A 16,087-nucleotide genomic window follows, 5' to 3' on the forward strand; every position below is an offset into this window, starting at 1 on the left:
CAAACCATTGATTTTAAAGGGTTTGCAAAAAAATAACAAAAATATTAGCACTCAATGCTTGACTATGCTAAAGCAAAGTAATATACTGTTTTTAGCATTTAGATAGCAGGAGTGCTAAAGGAGGATATATTATGGCAGAAAAAAAACAATTTAAAGCAGAATCTAAAAGATTATTAGACTTAATGATTAATTCTATATATACACATAAGGAAATCTTTTTAAGAGAATTGATTTCCAATGCAAGTGATGCAACAGATAAACTTTATTATAAAGCATTAACTGAAAATATTTCAGAAATCAATAAAAGTGATCTTACAATCGATTTAGCTTTTAATAAAGAAAATAGAACATTGACTGTTACTGATCATGGTATTGGAATGAACAAAGAAGAATTAGAAGAACATTTAGGTACGATTGCTAATAGTGGTTCTTTCAAATTCAAAAATGAAAATGAAAGTGATGATATTGATATTATTGGTCAATTTGGTGTTGGTTTCTATTCAGCATTTATGGTTGCTAAAAAAGTAGAAGTTTCTTCAAGAGCTTATGGTAGTGATCAAGGTTATACTTGGGTATCTGAAGCAAGTGATGGTTATGAAATCTTTGAAACAGATAATTTACCAACAGGAACAACTATTAAACTTTATTTAAAAGATAATACTGAAGAAGAAAATTATGATGATTATTTAGATCAATATCATATTGAATCTTTAGTTAAAAAATATTCTGATTATGTACATTATCCAATTAAAATGGATGTGACAACATCTAAGAAAAAAGAAGATAGCGATGAATATGAAGACGTTGTTGAAAATAAAACATTAAATTCAATGGTTCCTTTATGGAAAAGAAATAAAAAAGATATTAAAGATGAAGAATATAATGAATTCTATAAAGATAAATTCAATGATTTCTCTGATCCAATGAAAGTCATTCATACATCTGTAGAAGGAAATGTTTCTTATGATGCATTATTATTTATTCCAAGTCAACCACCAATGAATTTCTATTCAAATGATTATGAAAAAGGTTTACAACTTTATAGTCGTGGTGTCTTCATTATGGATAAAGCAAGCGATTTAATTCCAGAACATTTTAGATTTGTAAAAGGGTTAGTTGATTCACAAGATTTATCATTAAATATTTCAAGAGAAATGTTACAACACGATCGTCAATTAAAAGTTATTGCAGATCGTATTGAAAAGAAAATCCAAAGTGAACTTACAAATATGTTGAAAAAAGATCGTGAAACATATGAAAAATTCTTTAAAAACTTTGGTTTACAATTAAAATTTGGTATTTATCAAAGCTATGGAATGTTAAAAGATAAATTACAAGATTTACTTTTATTCTATTCGGGTAAAGAAGAAAAAATGATTACTTTAAAAGAATATGTTGAAAACATGAAAGAAGGACAAACAGAAATCTATTTTGCTAGTGGGGAAACAAAAGAAAAGATTTCTCATTTACCACAAGTAGAAGCTGTTAGAGATCGTGACTTTGATGTTTTATACATGATGGATAATGTTGATGAATTTATGATTCAAATGATGAGAGATTATGATTCTAAAGCTTTCAAAAACGTTGCTCAAGGTGATTTAAACTTAGATAGTGAAGAAGAAAAGAAAGAATTAGAAAAGATCAATGAAGATAATAAATCATTATTAGAATCATTAAAAGAAGCTTTAAAAGATAAAGTTGTGGATGTTAAAGTATCAAATAGATTAAAATCTCATCCAGTATGTTTAGTATCTGATCAAGGTGTATCTTTTGAAATGGAAAAAGTATTAAATGCAATGCCTGATGGTCAAGATGTTAAAGCAGGTAGAATTCTTGAAATCAATCCAAATCATGATATCTTCAAAGCCATTCAAAATGTTTATCAAAATAATGCAGATAAGATCAATGATTATGCTTCATTGTTATTCGATCAAGCATTGTTGATTGAAGGATTATCTATTGAAGATCCAGTGGCTTTTTCAAATAAGATTTGTGAGCTCATGATTGAATTAAATAAGTAAGGCTATCATTCGATAGTCTTTTCTTTTATAATAAAAGCAGGAGAGTGAAAATTATGGAGTTACAAAATGTTTTACAACAAAGAAGAAGTATTCGAAAATATAAACAACAACCTGTAGAAAAAGAAAAAATTGAAGAAATGATTCAAGCTGGCATCTATTCAGAAAGTTGGAAAAATAGCCAAACACCACGATATCATGTTATTCAATCAAGGGAAATGTTGAAACAGTTTAAAGAAAAATGTTTACCAGAATTTAATCAAAAAAATATAGCTGATGCACCTGTTTTAATTGTGACAACATTTGTTAAAGATCGTGCAGGTTTTCAAAGAAATGGAAGTCCTGACAATGAATTACAAAATGGTTGGGGTGTTTATGATTGTGGACTAGCTAATCAAAACTTGATCCTTAAGGCGACTGAACTTGGTTTAGGAACACTTGTTATGGGAATCAGGGATGAAAGAGCTATCCGTGAACTTTTAGAAATTCCTGTACAAGAAACGATTGTTTCTGTAATAGGTGTGGGTTATCCGGATATTGAACCAAGTATGCCAAAAAGAAAAACAATAGAAGAAGTGAGTACGTTTTATTAATGAAGAAATTACTGTATAAAATTTGTAAACCACATCATAAATATAAAATCAATTTGGTTGATGTTTTATTGCTTATTGAACCTGTGGTCATGAATACATCTTATTTTATGATTGGAAGAGTATTTTTGCTTATAGCGTTAATTCTTAACTATCTAGCCCATTATCTTTGTCATGATGATTATAGTGAGCTTGAAAGACGTGTACTTATTTCAACAATGATTATTATTGCTTTACTTCTTATCTATCTTATTATTACAGGTAAATAAAAAATCCACTTTGAGGTGGATTTTTTGTTTATTTATAAAACTCAATAATATTTTGATAATCATTTTTTAAACTAAAGTTTGCAGAAACAAAATAGAAATGATTTTCTTTTTTATAGAGTAAAGTATCATAAGATGTATCAAGTTTAAATAGATAAGTATTTTTATCAATTTTAATAACAGGAACATCTTCATAATTTTTTAAATAACGATTAAAGAAAGTGTTTGTTTTGTCAGTTGATTTAAAACAATAATCTTTACTATACATGAGGTCACCTTGTTTGTTTTCTTCAAAATAAGAAGTAGATTCAACAATAAAACTATTAGTGTGTTTGTAGTTTGGATATTTCTTTGAATTTGTTTCTTTATCAAATACTTGCAATGTTAAAATATTTTGATTTAAAGGAATATCCTTTCTATCAGTAATATCTAAAACACATCCAAGTATAGCTACTACACAAGTAACAATAGTCATAGCGTAGAAGAGATGTTTAATAATCTTTCCAAAGCTTTTTTGACAAGCTAAAACAATTTTATAAAGGCTACGAATAAGAATTGTTATAAATAAAATAAGAGGTAAATAATGGATGAAAATACTTCCATTAGTTAGAAATTCTTGAACTTGATTTTTTTGTAAAACAAGCTGTGCAACAAAAAAAGCAAAGAAAGTCCATAAAACAAAATAAGTTGTTGTACTAATTTTACGAGTACTTAAATATTCATCAATTGCTTTTTGTCTTTCTTTTGGTAAAGCACGTTTATTTTCAGTTGTAAAAATAATAAATTTTCCTATTTTACCATAATAATCAAACATTTGTTTTTCATATTCATTGATAAAATCGTGCAATGCCTTTCTTTTAGGAGTTGCTGGTTTTTTGATCAGTAAATCTACATGGTAGTAGTAGTGTTTATCATTTTTTACAAAATGACTGATTTTACCTAAAGAGGTAGGGTTAATCCCTTGTTTAGATAATTCATTTAAAGTGTTTTCTAATTGCTTATATTCAGTTATATCATAATCTAATAATTTATACATATGTGACTCCTTTGACTGTTACATCATAACAAAAATAGTCATGGAAATCCATGACTATTGATTAAATGCAGAATCAACTTCATAATCAGGTTTGAAGTTTTCTTCTTCTAACATATAAGATTCAGCAATGTTTTGGCAATGATCACCAATACGCTCTAAATTAGATAAGATATCAACGTATGTAGAATTGACAATAACTGATTTTTCAGTTTTATTAGTAACACGTTGAATATGTCTTTGTTTTGCTTTTTTATTATAATAATCTAAGTTACTTTCACGATCATCGACATATATAATATCATCTAAATCATGTTTATCAAAAGCCACCATTGCATGATTTAACATTTCAATATCCATATTGATCATAGCAATAATATCATCTTTAGCTTCTGATGAAAAATCATCTTTTTCATCATAAACAGCTTCAAAGAATTGAGTTAAGTTAATACATAAATCACCGACACGTTCTAGATCTTTAATTGATTTCATATCAGCAAAATATTCTTTTGAATCATGATCATTTAATTGTTCATGTGAAATAAGTAATAAATATTCAGCAATCTTTTTATCTAATAAGTTGATTGCATTTTCTAATTCTTCGACAGCTTCTTTAGCAGTAGAACTTTTAGAAATAAAATATTCTCTAACATTTTCACAAGCTTCAACAGTAATAGCTCCCATTTCTAAAATCTTGTTTTTAGCGATAGCTAAAGCATGAGAAGGGAACAATTGAACAACATGAGGATCTAATTCTGATAAATCCATTTGTAATTCTTTTGAATGATTTGGAATGATTTTTTTAATAATAACAACAATCTTATTAATAAATGGAAAGAATAAAATCGTTGTTACTATATTAAAGATACCATGAGCAACTGCAAGTTGTAATTCAGGGGACATGGTACTTACTGAATTAATATATTGAATCAATAAAGTAAATGGTGATAAAACAATCATGAATAAAACAGATCCAATAACATTAAATAAAACGTGGAAGAAAGCAGCTCTTTTAGCAGGGATAGATCCACCAATGGATGCTAGAACTGCTGTAATTGTTGTTCCAATATTTGATCCAAATAAAAATGGTAAAGCAATATTTAAACCGATAGCACCTGCTCCATACATTTGTTGAACAATGGCAATGGTTGCAGCTGATGATTGAATCGCACATGTAAGAATTGTTCCACCAAGTAAACCAAGCCAAGGACTTTTCATTAAGAATTCAGTAATTTGTGTAAATTCTGGAACTTCAGCGATCATCGATAAATTGTTTCCCATTAAATCTAAGCCATAGAATAAACAACCAAATCCAAAAATAATTTGTGATAAATACTTTGTTTTTTTGTTTTTAGAAAACATAGAAACAAACGCACCAATAATAATGAAATAAACCGCATATTTAGAAATCTTTAAACCAACTAAAACAGAAGTAATAACCGTTCCAATATTGGCACCCATGATAATTCCTACTGCTTGATTTAAATTCATTAAACCAGAACGAATCAATCCAATGGTAAGAGCTGTTGTCCCAGAACTTGATTGAATCAAACATGTTACTAAGGCCCCAATTAATATTCCTTTTACAGGACTTGAGGTGTATTTATCAATAATGTCCTTTAATTTATCTCCAGCATAACTTTTTAAACCATCACCCATATAATCGATACCAAATAAAAATAAACCAAGCCCTGCCAGAATCAAAGGCCAGTTGATATCTGCTAATGTCATATAATCACACTCCTATATTTTCTATTTTAAAGGAATGTTAATTTTGTGTAAAGATTATGTTAAGTTTCTTTACAAAACCTTAACAATTCTCTTTAAAACACTTTTCTATAAATGAAATTATATACTTATAAAAAGGAAAAATAAGGAATGTGGTGACAATATTGAAGAAACCATGAATAAAAGCAAGTTGTAAACGAGGTGAAATAGGAATATAAAAGCGAAATGTTAAAAAAAGATGATAAAAAGGCGTCAGGAAAATCATGAAAAAAGTCGTTCCAATAACATTAAATAGGAAATGAAATAGAGCAGCTTTTTTAGCAGAAGAATTCGCTTTAAAAGCAGAAAGAAAAGCGGTAATGGTTGTACCAATATTACAGCCAAAGATATAAGGAATAGAAACGTAGAGAGAAATAGCTTTTAAATGATACATTTGTTGGACAATGGCAATCATGGCGCTAGATGACTGGATAAGAGCAGTCATGATGCTTCCACCAAACATGGCAAGAATAGGATGATTTGTAAAAAGTGTTACTAATTTCATGAATTCAGGAAGTTTGGTAATAGCTTCAAGATGCATTGACATAAGTTCTAATCCATAAAATAAACAACCAAGCCCAAAAAGAATTTGTGCAAGGCCTTTTATTTTAGGATGATTAGAAAATAATAAACAAAACGCACCAATAATCAAAAAGAAAGAAGCATATTGAAAAAGATCAAAACCTACAATAAAAGCTGTAATCGTTGTACCGATATTAGCACCCATAATAATACCAATACTTTGAGAAAAAGTCATAAGGTTTGCATTAATTAAACTGACCGTTAAAGCTGTTGTGGCAGAACTTGATTGAATGATACAAGTGATAAAACAACCGATCATAATAGATTTAGAAGTAGAAGATGTACATTTAGAAAGAAGATTTTTTAAACGTGTTGGCGAAAGTTCTTGTAAAGAAAGGGAAAGATAGTCAATACCAAATAAAAAAAGGGCTAGACCAATTAAAATAGAAGTCCAAGAAACCTGATTCATGAAAAAGCCTCCTTTTTCATAATTTAAAAATAATCATTTTTAACTAGAAAAAATAATCATTCTTTGTAAAAATATATGAAGGAGGTGTTTTTATATGAAAGGAAGATGGAAAAAATTCTTATCTTACTATACAAACTATAAAGTCTTATTTTTTAAAGACATGTTTTGTGCGATGGTTTCAGCTGCTATTACGCTTGTTTATCCCATGATTACACGCTATATTACAGGAACGATTTTAAATCAACCAGAAATTGATTATTCTAAAATTTATTTACTAGGAATTTTTATGCTTTGTTTGATCGTTGTTGAATATTTTTGTAATTATTTTATTGGTTATTTAGGACATGTTATGGGTGTCTATATGGAAAGAGATTTACGTAATGAATTATTTAGTCATTATCAAAAATTATCTTTTCGCTTTTATGATGAACAAAATACAGGACAATTGATGTCACGTCTAACGAATGATTTATTTTCTTTAACTGAACTTTATCATCATGGACCAGAAGATATTGTCATTTCGATTATTAAGTTTATTGGGGCCTTTATTTTACTTTCATATATTAATGTCAAATTGACATTGATTTTGTTTGCGATTTTACCATTTATGTTTTTATTTGCTTGGTATTATAATAAAAAGATGAAAAAAGCTTTTAAAAGAAATAAAGAGAGAATTGGGGATATCAATGAACGCATTGAAGATAATTTATCAGGAATTCGTGTTGTTAAAAGTTTTGCAAATGAAGATCAAGAGTTAGAACGTTTTGATAAACAAAATGGACATTATGTAAATGCTAAGAAAAATAGTTATTATTATATGGGAAGATACAATGCAGGACTTACTTCTTTTACGAGTTTAATTACAGTATCGGTTATCTTTTTTGGAACCTTATTTATTTCTTATGGAAGTATTAATGTTGCAGATTTAATTGCCTTTTTGCTTTATGTCACGAACTTAATAGATCCTGTAAAAAAACTTTTAAACTTTACGGAACAATTTCAAGAAGGCGTGACTGGTTTTGAACGTTTTATGGAAATACTAGAAATTGAACCAGATATTCAAGATACAAAAAATGCAGTTGTATTACAACATGTTGAAGGGAATGTCACTTTTGATCATGTTTCATTTCGCTATAATGAACAAACACCTTATGTGTTAAATAATATCAATTTAGATGTAAAACCAGGAGAGTATATTGCTTTTGTTGGATCATCAGGAGTTGGTAAGACAACGATTTGTTCTTTGATTCCTCGTTTTTACGAAGCAACGAAAGGAAATGTCTTAATTGATGGAATCAATGTCAAAGAAATCAAACAACAATCTTTAAGAGAAAATATTGGGATTGTTCAACAAGATGTTTACTTATTTACAGGAACCATCATGGATAATATTCGTTATGGAAATTTAGAGGCAAGTGATGAAGAAGTCATTGAAGCCGCTAAAAAGGCAAATGCTCATGATTTTATTATGGAATTAGAAGATGGCTATGATACGGATTGTGGACAACGTGGGGTCAAACTTTCAGGTGGACAAAAACAACGTATCTCAATTGCACGTGTTTTTTTAAAGAACCCACCAATTCTTATTTTTGATGAAGCGACAAGTGCGTTAGACAATGAAAGTGAAAGCATTGTGCAAGAATCTTTAGAAAAGTTATCTCAAGATCGTACAACTTTTGTCATTGCTCATCGTTTATCAACGATAAAAAATGCTAAACATATTTGTGTTTTAACAGAAAATGGCATAGAAGAACAAGGAACACATGAAGAGTTGATGAAATTGAATGGGAATTATGCAAGGCTATATAATATGCAATTTAAAGGAGAAGAGTAATATGGAAAGAAAATATATATTTTTTGATATTGATGGAACACTTTTAGATGATAATCCAGGAGGAAGATTTTAGAAAGTACATATCGTACATTATATAAATTAAAAGAAAATGGACATTTTGTTGCTATTGCTACAGGAAGAGCACAATATATGGCGATGGATGCTGCTAAAGAAGCTCATATTGATTGTTTGGTAACAGATGGGGGAAATGGTATTACTTTACATAATGAACTTCAATATATTAAACCAATTGATTTTGTTCAAGCCAATCGTGTCATTGATCAATGTATTGAACATCATTTACCATTTGCAGTTGCATTGGGCAATGAAGCTGTTTTATATACGAATCAAAGTGATCAAAAAGATCAAAAACTTCCTGTAAAATTAGTTGTTGATGAAAGCATAGACTTTCATCAAGTAAAAGAAATTTATAAAGTATTTATTGAATGTAGTGAACAAGAAGAAAAATTATTAGATTTAGGAACTTTGGAATATATGCGCTATTTTAAAGGTCAAATTATTATTGAACCAGCAGATAAATATAAAGGTATTTTAGAAATGGTTCATTTATTAAAGGGAAATGAAAAGGATATTGTGGTCTTTGGGGATGGCTTAAATGATATTTCTATGATTGATCAAGCACCTTTAGGTATTGCTATGGGTAATGCAATCGATGAAGTCAAAGCAGTCGCAAATTTTGTGACAAAAAGAAATGATGATGACGGTATTGAATACGCTTGTCGTCATTTTGGCTGGATTGATTAAGTAAAATAGGCTATACTAAAGATGGGTGAGATCATGGAAATTATTAAAGATATTTTGATTATTGCTGGAATATTTGTATGTATGGCATTAGGTATTTTCTTTTTATTACATAGTGGTGATGCTAAAAAGAAAACCAAACAAACAATACAAGATACAAGAGACAGTATTCAAGAAGTAAATCAACAACTTGATGATGTTTTAGAACAATTGCAAGAAATGAATGCTCCTTTAGAAAAAGCAATGAAGGTAGTGCATTCTTTCAATGATAAAGTTTTATCAAAAAAATAATCGAGGAATGTTGACAAAGCTTAAATATTATCTATAATACAGGTATATAAATAAACTCAATGAAAAAGAGAGTAGTTTTATTGGATATGTTAGAGAGCCTATGTTGGTGGAAATTAGGTATTGAAAATAAAATGAAGCGCACTTTGGAGAGGGTTATCTGAATACATAGGATAACAAGCAAACCAGCTTTAACGGTGAGGTGGATATGATTATCATATCAACAAGAGTGGTACCGCGGAATCTTTCGTCTCTTAGCAATTGCTAGGAGACGTTTTTTATTGGGTAGAAAAGGGGAAAAGAATATGAAAAAAGTATTAAAATTAATGTTAGCACTTGTAATGACTTGTGCTATTGCTGGATGTTCATCAAGCAGTAAAAATGATGCTGATGTAACAATTACAATTGGGACATCACCTGATTATGCACCTTATGAATCATTAAATAAAAAAGGTGATATTGTTGGTTTTGACGTAGACATGGTCAAATTATTTGAAGGTTATTTATCTGATATGGAAGGTAAAACTTATTCATTAGAATTCAAACAAATGGATTTTGATAACATTGTTACTCAAATTCAAGGTGATCAAATTGATTTAGGTATTTCTGGTTTTACTTATAGTGAAGATAGAGTTGTTGAATGGTCTGATCCATATTTAGGATCTCAACAAGTTGCTGTTGTACCAAATGGTTCATCAATTACTTCAAATGATCAATTAGTTGGTAAAAAATTAGCTGCTCAAACTGGAGCTACTGGTGAACAAGCTGCCAAAGAAGTTAAAGATGCAGATGTTGTTTCAATGAAAAATGTTCAAGATATTTTCAATGGTTTAGCAAGTAATCAATATGATGCAGCAATCGTTGATTTAGGTGTTGCTAAACAATACGTATCTAGTGGAAACTTTACTCAATTAGATGGTTCATTAATGGATGAAAAGAATTATATTATTGCTAAAAAAGGTAATACAAAAATGATCAAATTAATGAATAAATGTATTGAAAAATTCTTAGCTTCAAAAGATTACGATAAATTATGTAAAAAATATGATTTATCACCATTAGAAAAATAAAAAATTATAGAAAAGGGGTATAGAAATGTTTGTAGCTTTTTCAAAAGTGTTTACTCCTGAAAACTTACTTTACTTTGCTAAGGGTGCAGTAGTATCGCTTTTACTAGCTGCTGTATCCCTTTTATTTGGTATTGTTTTTGGGATTTTAGGATCTTCTGCAAAAAGATCAAAATATAAAATTTTAAGAATTATTGGTAATGTGTATGTTGAAGTGATTCGTGGGACACCAATGTTACTTCAAATCTTGATTTTATTCTCTGTTATTCCATCTATTTATACAGCGTTTACAGGAAATGTATTGAGAATTAATGTCTTTTTAATTGGTGCTATTGCTATGTCTATTAATAGTGGAGCTTATTCAACAGAACTTATTCGTAGTGGAATCAATGGTGTTGATAAAGGACAATGGGAAGCTTGTGAAACTTTAGGACTATCTTATAAACAAACAATGAGACTTGTTATTTTACCACAAGCTTTCAAAAGAATTGTTCCGCCAATGATTAGTGAATTTATTACATTAATTAAAGATTCATCATTAATCAGTTGTATTGGAGCAGTTGAATTATTAAAATCTGCACAAGTAGTGGGGGCACAATATTATGATGTTATGTCACCTTATTGTATCGTCGCAGTTTATTATTTAATTATGACAATTAGTATTTCTTATTTAGGTAGATATGTAGAAAAGAGGTTAGCTGAAAGTGATTAAAGTTGAACATATATCAAAACAATTTAAAAAAGTAAAAGCAGTTGATGATGTTTCTCTTGAAGTTAAAAAAGGAGAAATCGTTTGTTTAATTGGACCTTCTGGTTCAGGTAAAAGTACAGTTTTAAGATGTATTCATGGTTTAGAAGTGCCTGAAACAGGAAATGTGTACCTCAATGGAGAAGTTTTAGATCCTAAAAATGCTAATTATCAAGAATTAAGAAATAAAATGGGCTTTGTTTTTCAACATTTCAATTTATTTCCACATATGACAGTTTTAGAAAATTTAACACTTTCGCTTACAAAAGTACGTCATATGGATGAAAATCAAGCAAATGAAATTGCTTGTAATTATCTTACAAGAGTTGGTTTATTAGATAAAAAAGATGAATATCCAAACAAATTATCTGGTGGACAAAAACAAAGGGTAGCGATTGCAAGAAGTTTATGTACAAACCCTGAAATTATGCTTTTTGATGAGCCTACAAGTGCCTTAGATCCAGAAATGGTTATTGAAGTATTAGAAGTTATGCAACAACTTGCTAAAGAAGGAATGACAATGATTGTTGTCACTCATGAAATGGGCTTTGCTAAAACAGTTGCTGATCGTGTTATTTTCTTAGAAAATGGTAAAATCGTTGAAGAAAATGATGCAAAAGCTTTCTATGAAAATCCTAAAACTGAACGTGCTCAAGATTTCTTAAAGAAGGTTATGCACTAATGAAACTACAACGTTTTGAAGTAGAGTCTTATATGACTTTACATGAAAATAACTGTCGTTATAACTTGGCAGATACAGTTGCTAAATCTTTAACTTTAAAGGAATTATTAGCGTATGACAAAAAAGATTCATTAGAAGATTTAATGAATCTTTCTTTAGATTATGGTGCTATTGAAGGTTCTCATGAATTAAAAAAAGGTATTTTAAGTTTATATCAAAGTGGTGATGATGAAGAAATTGCTATTTGTCATGGTGGTGTCAATGCCAATGAACTTGTTTTAATGACATTACTTTCAACAAATGATCATATTTTATCATTTTTACCAACGTATCAACAACTTTATAGTTTTCCTGAATCTTTAGGGGTAGAAGTTGATTTTATTCATTTAAAAGAAGAAAATGAATGGAAAATAGATTTTGAAGAATTAGAAAAAAATATTAAAGAAAATACAAAAATGATTTGTTTGAATTTACCAAATAATCCTACTGGAACAACTTTAGATCATGATGAAATGCAACAACTGATTCAAATATGTAAAAAGCATGATCTCTATGTTCTTGTTGATGAAATCTATCGAGGACTTTATCAAGAAGAATCTATTAGTGATCTTTATGAAAAAGGAATAGCAACAGCAGGACTTTCTAAAGTTTTATCAACTCCTGGACTTCGTATTGGTTGGATCAAAACAAAAGACAAAGAACTTATTCGTTTAATCAATGAAAGACGTGATTATTCGATTATTAGTAGTGGACCTATTAATGATTATTTAGGAGCTCTTACGTTAAAATACAATAATGAAATTTTAGCAAGAAATCGTGAGATTTTAGAAGAAAACAAAAGTTATTTAAAGAAGTGGCTACAAGCTCATCCACATCTTTCCTGTGTTATTCCAAAATATGGAACAGTTTGTTTTCTAAAATATGATTACCAAATAGATTCAAATACTTTCTGTGAAAAGTTACAAGAAGAAACAGGGGTCTTCTTTGTACCGGGATGTTGTTTTGACGTGGAAAATCATTTACGTTTTGGACTTGCAAATGATCCACAACTCGTTAAAGAAGGTTTAGAAGTATTTTCAAATTGGTTAAAAAAACTAGACACTTCAAGATAAAGAAGTGTCTTTTTTATATGTTCAAAAGGCTAAATGTATGATTATCAAAATATTCATACATTTATAACTTAAATTCATTATTAAAATAATCTTTTGTAAATTCAATAAAAGCATGGGCTTGAGGTGTTAGCCATTTTTTTTGATGATAAAATAGTTGCAAATCCATTTCGAGAGAGGGTACATCTACTTTGATTAAAGAAAGTAGGTTGTTTTTAAGTGCTTTATTTACAGAAAAAAGTGGAACAAAAGATAAACCAGTATGATTTTCTATAAGGTGTAAAATTGTTTCCGTATTACTTAATTCAATAATTGGATCAAGAATGATATTTTGAGACGTCAATATTTTGTCTAATTCATCTCGATAGCTTTCTCCTTTTTCTGTCAAGATAAAGTCATGTTGACAAATTTCTTTTAAAGATAAAGATTGCTTAGTTGAAAAATAATGGAATGGTGATACAAAAACAACAGGAGATGTATTTAAATGAATTCCTGTCATACTTTTAAAAAGACGTTTGTTTTCAAAAGTGAAAAATAAATCGATATTATTATTTAAAATATCGTTGATTAATAAATCACGTCCTTTAGTATCAATAATGATATGTACATGCGGATATTGTTTGTGGAATTTGGCTAATAGTTGGGGTAATAAAGCTGTTGAGACAGATTCAATACTTCCAATGCGTAACGTACCACTTATATCACGATTCTTGTTTTCATATGCTGTTTGTAAGGTTGTTGTTGCTTCACTAGCAAGATGAACAATTTCGTTTGCGTAAAAACGGAAAAGTTCTCCTTCTTTGGTTAATGAAACACCTTTACTTAAACGATCAAAAAGTTTGATGCCTAATTCTTTTTCTAACTGTTTCATTTGAATTGTAATGGCAGATTGTGTGTATCCCAATTTTTTGGCGGCATGAGAAAAACTATTAAGTTCTGCTATTTTTAAAAATGAAGTGAGATTTCTAAGTTCCATAATGTTCTCCTTATGATATAAAAATAATTTAAGTATGTATAAAATATATGAATTTTACTTATATCAGTTCTAATGCTACTATGATTTTGTAAAAAATCAAGTAAGAAAAGGAGAATACAAATGGAAAACAGAACAGATTTATCTAATCAAGAAGTAGAAAAAGTAATTAAAGATTTTATTAAAGATTATTTTGTATTTCGTCAAAATTTAAAAAACGAAAATGTTGTAGAAAATATTGATGAACAACAATTAAAAAAAGTAAAAACCATGACAATTCCTAAAAGAGGGAGAAGTCTAGAAGAAGTAACAAAAGAAATGAATGAATCTATTTATAAATATGGTTATAATGTCAATCATCCTCGCTATTTTGGATTTATCCCTGGACCTTCTTCTACACTTTCTTTATTAGGAGATGTCATGACAAGTGCTTATAACCGTCACGCAGGAAGTTGGACAACATTTCCAGCTGGTTGTCATATAGAAAATGAACTTATTCAATGGTTATGTCAACAAGCAAATTATCCAAAAAGTGCGAGTGGTGTTTTTGTTTCGGGTGGTTCGATGGCCAATATGACAGCTTTAACGATTGCAAGAGATACAATATTAAAAGAAGATCAATGGCACAAAGGGGTTGCTTATGTTTCTAATCAAACACATAGTTCTGTTGCTAAGGGATTAAGAATTATTGGTATTGGTAATAGTCGTATCCGTAAAATTGAAACAGACAAAAATTTTTGTATGAATGTAGATCAACTTGAAGAAATGATAAAAAAAGATAAAGAAAATGGTCTTATTCCTTTTGTTATTATTGCAAGTGCTGGAACAACAAATACAGGAAGCATTGATGATTTTGAAAAAATATCAAAACTTTGTCAAAAATATCATATGTGGATGCATGCAGATGGAGCTTTTGGAGCATCTGTGTTATTATCAAAAAAACATAAGGATTTATTAAAAGGTATAGAAAAAGCAGATAGTATTAGTTGGGATGGTCATAAATGGTTATTTCAAACATACGCTTGTGGAATTGTTTTGGTAAAAGAAAAACGACAAATGTTAAAAAGTTTTAGTGTTCATCCAGAGTATTTACAAGATTTGGAAATGGATGAAACATATTTTAATCCTTGGGATATGTCTATGGAGTTAACAAGGCCAGCGCGTGGTTTGAAATTGTGGCTTACTTTACAAGTTATGGGAAGTGATGCAATTTCTGATGCAATCGATCATGGTTTTGAAATTGCTGATATTGCTGAAAAGCAATTACAAAAATGCAAAGATATTGAATTTATTTCACATTCACATATGGGAATTGTTAATTTTAGATTTTCTCCAGAAAATTATTCAAATGAGGAAAAAGATAAAATTAATCATGAAATTTCAATGAGAATTGTAAATAGTGGTTATGCTGGAGTATTTACGACACAACTTCAAGGGAAAACAGTATTAAGAATTTGTTCTTTACATCCAGAAACAACAAAAGAAGATATAGTAAAAACAATTTCAAAGTTAGAAATGTATTATCGAGAAATTATGAAATAGCATTTGTATTTTAAATTAAACATTAAATTTATTATTTAGGCTGTATTAAAGATAAATTTTGGTGATAATTTCTAATAATATTTGTTTAAATACTTTGTTTGTTGATTTGTTTTATTATGTGGAAAGTGATGAATTGAGATAATTAGAGAAATATTTAATCAATCATATTTGTGATACAAATATCTATGAAGAACTATCAAACAATTATGATAGTTCTTTTTAACTTTATTGCAAAATTAATCATATTATTAAATATAGTAAGAATGATAAAGATATTTATGAAGATAGTACTTATAAATATTATCTTTTATTATTGATTCATTGCTAAAATAAACAAAGCAATTATTCTTATTTGGAGATTAAAAAAATATCTAGATTTTGAAGATTTGACTATAATTATATTTTTGTATTAAGTGA

At 28.7% G+C, this 16,087-nt stretch carries 15 protein-coding genes and 1 other annotated feature; of the genes, 11 read left to right on the forward strand and 4 right to left on the reverse strand.

Annotated elements, in window-relative coordinates:
- Window positions 1-131: 131 nt before the first annotated feature.
- Genes htpG through ACLVEP_RS05390 form a run of 3 tightly spaced genes read left to right on the forward strand, consistent with a single transcriptional unit; the run spans window position 132 to window position 2,877 of the window.
- On the forward strand, window positions 132-2,021 hold the full coding sequence (htpG, locus tag ACLVEP_RS05380; protein ID WP_412583343.1) for a molecular chaperone HtpG: 1,890 nt from the start codon (window positions 132-134) through the stop codon (window positions 2,019-2,021).
- Window positions 2,022-2,074: 53 nt separating this feature from the next.
- Window positions 2,075-2,611 (forward strand): nitroreductase family protein, encoded by a 537-nt coding sequence (locus ACLVEP_RS05385; protein ID WP_412583344.1) that lies wholly within the window; start codon window positions 2,075-2,077, stop codon window positions 2,609-2,611.
- Window positions 2,611-2,877 carry a hypothetical protein gene (locus ACLVEP_RS05390; RefSeq protein WP_412583345.1) on the forward strand — a complete coding sequence of 89 codons (267 nt, stop codon included), beginning with the start codon at window positions 2,611-2,613 and terminating at the stop codon, window positions 2,875-2,877. The genes ACLVEP_RS05385 and ACLVEP_RS05390 overlap by 1 nt, the downstream gene beginning before the upstream one ends.
- Window positions 2,878-2,905: 28 nt before the next feature.
- Here the strand turns inward: ACLVEP_RS05390 and ACLVEP_RS05395 are convergent, their stop codons facing one another.
- The 3 genes from ACLVEP_RS05395 to ACLVEP_RS05405 form a co-directional block, all read right to left on the reverse strand.
- A complete protein-coding gene (locus ACLVEP_RS05395) occupies window positions 2,906-3,910 on the reverse strand; it encodes a hypothetical protein (RefSeq protein ID WP_412583347.1) in 1,005 nt (334 codons plus the stop codon).
- A gap of 54 nt (window positions 3,911-3,964) precedes the next feature.
- A complete protein-coding gene (locus ACLVEP_RS05400; protein ID WP_412583349.1) occupies window positions 3,965-5,638 on the reverse strand; it encodes a Na/Pi cotransporter family protein in 1,674 nt (557 codons plus the stop codon).
- A 79-nt stretch (window positions 5,639-5,717) separates the two neighbouring features.
- Entirely contained in the window at window positions 5,718-6,665 is a 948-nt protein-coding gene (locus tag ACLVEP_RS05405) for a Na/Pi cotransporter family protein (RefSeq protein WP_412583351.1), read from the reverse strand.
- Window positions 6,666-6,759: 94 nt separating this feature from the next.
- Between ACLVEP_RS05405 and ACLVEP_RS05410 the strand changes: the two genes are divergently transcribed.
- From ACLVEP_RS05410 to ACLVEP_RS05440, 7 genes are all read left to right on the forward strand, one after another.
- Window positions 6,760-8,499: an ABC transporter ATP-binding protein gene (locus ACLVEP_RS05410; protein ID WP_412583353.1), complete on the forward strand. Its 1,740-nt coding sequence runs from the start codon at window positions 6,760-6,762 to the stop codon at window positions 8,497-8,499.
- A 66-nt stretch (window positions 8,500-8,565) separates the two neighbouring features.
- Window positions 8,566-9,264, forward strand: a complete 699-nt coding sequence (locus ACLVEP_RS05415) for an HAD-IIB family hydrolase (protein WP_412583467.1) — start codon at window positions 8,566-8,568, stop codon at window positions 9,262-9,264.
- A 33-nt stretch (window positions 9,265-9,297) separates the two neighbouring features.
- Entirely contained in the window at window positions 9,298-9,552 is a 255-nt protein-coding gene (locus ACLVEP_RS05420; protein WP_412583355.1) for a hypothetical protein, read from the forward strand.
- A 50-nt stretch (window positions 9,553-9,602) separates the two neighbouring features.
- Window positions 9,603-9,807: a binding site (T-box leader), on the forward strand.
- 47 nt (window positions 9,808-9,854) lie between these two features.
- A complete protein-coding gene (locus ACLVEP_RS05425; protein WP_412583357.1) occupies window positions 9,855-10,619 on the forward strand; it encodes a transporter substrate-binding domain-containing protein in 765 nt (254 codons plus the stop codon).
- 25 nt (window positions 10,620-10,644) lie between these two features.
- Window positions 10,645-11,328 carry an amino acid ABC transporter permease gene (locus ACLVEP_RS05430; RefSeq protein ID WP_412583358.1) on the forward strand — a complete coding sequence of 228 codons (684 nt, stop codon included), beginning with the start codon at window positions 10,645-10,647 and terminating at the stop codon, window positions 11,326-11,328.
- Window positions 11,321-12,046, forward strand: coding sequence for an amino acid ABC transporter ATP-binding protein (locus ACLVEP_RS05435; RefSeq protein ID WP_412583360.1), 726 nt, complete (start codon window positions 11,321-11,323; stop codon window positions 12,044-12,046). Before ACLVEP_RS05430 ends, ACLVEP_RS05435 begins: the two co-directional genes overlap by 8 nt.
- Window positions 12,046-13,158 carry an aminotransferase class I/II-fold pyridoxal phosphate-dependent enzyme gene (locus tag ACLVEP_RS05440; protein ID WP_412583361.1) on the forward strand — a complete coding sequence of 371 codons (1,113 nt, stop codon included), beginning with the start codon at window positions 12,046-12,048 and terminating at the stop codon, window positions 13,156-13,158. Before ACLVEP_RS05435 ends, ACLVEP_RS05440 begins: the two co-directional genes overlap by 1 nt.
- A gap of 61 nt (window positions 13,159-13,219) precedes the next feature.
- Here ACLVEP_RS05440 and ACLVEP_RS05445 read toward each other — a convergent pair whose 3' ends face one another.
- Window positions 13,220-14,131: a LysR family transcriptional regulator gene (locus ACLVEP_RS05445; RefSeq protein ID WP_412583363.1), complete on the reverse strand. Its 912-nt coding sequence runs from the start codon at window positions 14,129-14,131 to the stop codon at window positions 13,220-13,222.
- A gap of 120 nt (window positions 14,132-14,251) precedes the next feature.
- Between ACLVEP_RS05445 and ACLVEP_RS05450 the strand changes: the two genes are divergently transcribed.
- Entirely contained in the window at window positions 14,252-15,670 is a 1,419-nt protein-coding gene (locus tag ACLVEP_RS05450) for a pyridoxal phosphate-dependent decarboxylase family protein (RefSeq protein ID WP_412583365.1), read from the forward strand.
- Window positions 15,671-16,087: the final 417 nt, after the last annotated feature.

Origin of the sequence: Faecalibacillus sp. (assembly GCF_047023275.1) — a bacterium.
Taxonomy (GTDB): Bacteria; Bacillota_I; Bacilli_A; order Erysipelotrichales; family Coprobacillaceae; genus Faecalibacillus.

Bases quoted from the DNA above. Each gene is read 5' to 3' on its own strand.
- ACLVEP_RS05400 (WP_412583349.1), bottom strand. From the start codon at position 5,638: ATGACATTAGCAGATATCAACTGGCCTTTGATTCTGGCAGGGCTTGGT.
- ACLVEP_RS05410 (WP_412583353.1), top strand. From the start codon at position 6,760: ATGAAAGGAAGATGGAAAAAATTCTTATCTTACTATACAAACTATAAA.
- ACLVEP_RS05385 (WP_412583344.1), top strand. From the start codon at position 2,075: ATGGAGTTACAAAATGTTTTACAACAAAGAAGAAGTATTCGAAAATAT.
- ACLVEP_RS05405 (WP_412583351.1), bottom strand. From the start codon at position 6,665: ATGAATCAGGTTTCTTGGACTTCTATTTTAATTGGTCTAGCCCTTTTT.
- ACLVEP_RS05395 (WP_412583347.1), bottom strand. From the start codon at position 3,910: ATGTATAAATTATTAGATTATGATATAACTGAATATAAGCAATTAGAA.
- ACLVEP_RS05440 (WP_412583361.1), top strand. From the start codon at position 12,046: ATGAAACTACAACGTTTTGAAGTAGAGTCTTATATGACTTTACATGAA.
- ACLVEP_RS05425 (WP_412583357.1), top strand. From the start codon at position 9,855: ATGAAAAAAGTATTAAAATTAATGTTAGCACTTGTAATGACTTGTGCT.
- ACLVEP_RS05390 (WP_412583345.1), top strand. From the start codon at position 2,611: ATGAAGAAATTACTGTATAAAATTTGTAAACCACATCATAAATATAAA.
- ACLVEP_RS05450 (WP_412583365.1), top strand. From the start codon at position 14,252: ATGGAAAACAGAACAGATTTATCTAATCAAGAAGTAGAAAAAGTAATT.
- ACLVEP_RS05420 (WP_412583355.1), top strand. From the start codon at position 9,298: ATGGAAATTATTAAAGATATTTTGATTATTGCTGGAATATTTGTATGT.
- ACLVEP_RS05430 (WP_412583358.1), top strand. From the start codon at position 10,645: ATGTTTGTAGCTTTTTCAAAAGTGTTTACTCCTGAAAACTTACTTTAC.
- ACLVEP_RS05445 (WP_412583363.1), bottom strand. From the start codon at position 14,131: ATGGAACTTAGAAATCTCACTTCATTTTTAAAAATAGCAGAACTTAAT.
- htpG (WP_412583343.1), top strand. From the start codon at position 132: ATGGCAGAAAAAAAACAATTTAAAGCAGAATCTAAAAGATTATTAGAC.